At 35.9% G+C, this 2048-nt stretch carries 2 protein-coding genes; one reads left to right on the forward strand and one right to left on the reverse strand.

Annotation, left to right across the window (positions count from 1 at the left end; all coding sequences use genetic code 11):
- The first annotated feature begins 532 nt into the window (after positions 1-532).
- Complete coding sequence (locus EGI24_RS14310) at positions 533-1516, forward strand: pyruvate dehydrogenase complex E1 component subunit beta (RefSeq protein ID WP_255048067.1); 984 nt, start codon at positions 533-535, stop codon at positions 1514-1516.
- Positions 1517-1562: 46 nt separating this feature from the next.
- Here EGI24_RS14310 and EGI24_RS14315 read toward each other — a convergent pair.
- On the reverse strand, positions 1563-2048 hold a 486-nt coding region (locus tag EGI24_RS14315; protein ID WP_255049140.1), incomplete at its 5' end, for an inorganic diphosphatase.

Consider the following 2048-nt stretch of genomic DNA (forward strand, 5'->3'; position numbering starts at 1 on the left):
GAATCGACAAAGTGATATAAAAAAGACCTTGAAAAAAATGTCAAATGTTTATGATAAGACAATCCGATGTAAAGAAATCGACCCAGAAGGGGTCATATGCTTATATAAATCCAACAAATTAGTCAGTATTCGACCCCGAAGGGGTCATATGTTTATAAAAATCCACCAGAATAGTCAGTAATCGACCCTGTAGGGGTCGTACATTCACATCAAAATTCTCTTTTTATAAAAATCAAATTCCTTCGGAATTAAAAAGAACAAAACAAAAACCTTGAAAGGGTCACATCAGTCTGCATATACTCACTCGCATAAAAATTGCAATCCTTACAATTATAATGGATTTACAAATTCATCATTTCTATTATGGAAACATCAAATTGTTTATTTTAACCACCAAAATCTTACACCGAACAAAAATAAATAAATGAAATCACGCAATTCTACAAATAGATTTCGGAAATTGACAATAGCTTACTATTTTTGTCAAGCAATTGGGGTCTTTGCCCAAAATTAAATTATTTATAAGCCAAAAATGAGAGAAATTCAATTTAGAGATGCTGTAAAGGAAGCGATGTCAGAAGAAATGCGTCGTGATGAAACAATATTCTTAATGGGTGAAGAAGTAGCTGAATACAATGGAGCCTACAAAGCCAGTCAAGGAATGTTGGATGAATTTGGACCCAAAAGAGTTATCGACACGCCAATTGCTGAACTAGGTTTTGCTGGTATAGGTGTTGGTGCTGCTATCAATGGTTGTCGTCCGATTATTGAATTCATGACTTTCAACTTTTCACTTGTTGCTATAGATCAGATTATCAACAGTGCAGCCAAAATAATGGCCATGTCTGCTGGTCAATATTCTTGCCCAATCGTGTTTAGGGGTCCAACTGGTAATGCTGGACAATTAGGAGCTCAACACTCTCAAAACTTCGAAAATTGGTTTGCCAATACGCCAGGTCTTAAAGTTGTGGTACCATCTAGCCCATATGAATGTAAAGGACTTTTGAAAGCATCTATTCGTGACAATGACCCCGTTATTTTCATGGAGTCTGAACAAATGTATGGTGACAAAGGAATGATTCCAGATGGCGAATATATATTGCCAATTGGGAAAGCCAACATAATTCAGGAAGGAAAAGATGTTACGATTGTATCGTTTGGAAAAATGATTCCTAGAGTGGTTTTACCAGCAATCGAGCAACTTGCCAAAGATGGAATCAGTGTTGAATTGATAGACCTTAGAACAGTAAGACCTATTGATTATCAAACAGTTGTAGATTCTGTAAAGAAAACCAACAGATGTGTAGTTGTAGAAGAAGCTTGGCCATTGGCTGCTATTTCATCAGAAATAACTTATCATTTGCAGCGATATGCTTTTGACCATTTGGATGCTCCGGTTATCAGAGTTAACAACATGGATATTCCTTTACACTACGCTCCTACGCTAATTGAGGCTACTTTGCCAAACGTGGCTAGGACGATTGACGCTGTAAAAAAGGTTTTATACAAAAAATAATATTTACGATAAATACTATAAAAAAAGGAGCATTCGCTCCTTTTTTTTATTTTAGTGGATTAAAAATCAAATCCCTGTAATCTTCCATTGATTTTTTAATGACTTCTCCAGCTCCTTGTTTACCATATTCATATGCTATTTCGCAATGTTGAGGTTCTCCTGGCAGATTTTTGTAGGTTAGAAAATAATGCTTTAGCTTTTCAATAACACCACCAGGCAATTCAGAAATATCGTTAAAGTTGCCGTAAATCTGGTCGCCTGTTAATACTGCTATTATCTTATCGTCGGCCTCACCTTTGTCAATAAAACAAAATCCGCCAATTGGCTTAGCTTGTAATAATATATCGCCATGAGGTATATGATGCGACGATAACACACAAATATCTAAAGGATCCCCATCACCCACTTTAATGCTTGTTGCACCCTTTTCTCTTGCAAACTCTGCCACTTTATCACCACAATAGGTCTGCGGAATAAATCCATACAAAGCTGGAACGATATTAGAATATTTTTGTGGTCTATCTATTTTTAA

The organism is Lacihabitans sp. CS3-21, from assembly GCF_024343675.1.
In the GTDB taxonomy this organism is placed as follows: Bacteria; Bacteroidota; Bacteroidia; order Cytophagales; family Spirosomataceae; genus Leadbetterella.